This is a genomic window from Escherichia sp. AM3, from assembly GCF_032029835.1.
Taxonomy (GTDB): domain Bacteria; phylum Pseudomonadota; class Gammaproteobacteria; order Enterobacterales; family Enterobacteriaceae; genus Escherichia; species Escherichia coli.
Genome location: NZ_JAVUPQ010000759.1, coordinates 1 through 323, shown reverse-complemented (window position 1 = coordinate 323; position 323 = coordinate 1). Strand labels below are relative to the sequence as shown.

The 323-nt window shown below is 57.3% G+C and carries 1 pseudogene; it reads left to right on the top strand.

The window, feature by feature from the left end:
- A pseudogene (locus RTW80_RS28235) lies at window positions 1–71 on the top strand (LysR family transcriptional regulator); the annotation flags it as partial.
- Window positions 72–323 lie beyond the last annotated feature (252 nt).

The window sequence follows — 323 nt, the reverse complement described above, 5'->3', positions numbered from 1 at the left end:
GCAGGCACTTCATGGAGCGTGTCACGGCGGGTGTCGATCAACTCGATCACGCAGTGAAGACCGCGGAGTGACGGGCACTGGCTGGCAATGTCTAGCAACGGCAGGCATTTCGGCTGAGGGTAAAAGAACTTTCCGCGAAGCGATAGACTGTATGTAAACACAGTATTGCAAGGACGCGGAACATGCCTCATGTGGCGGCCAGGACGGCCAGCCGGGATCGGGATACTGGTCGTTACCAGAGCCACCGACCCGAGCAAACCCTTCTCTATCAGATCGTTGACGAGTATTACCCGGCATTCGCTGCGCTTATGGCAGAGCAGGGA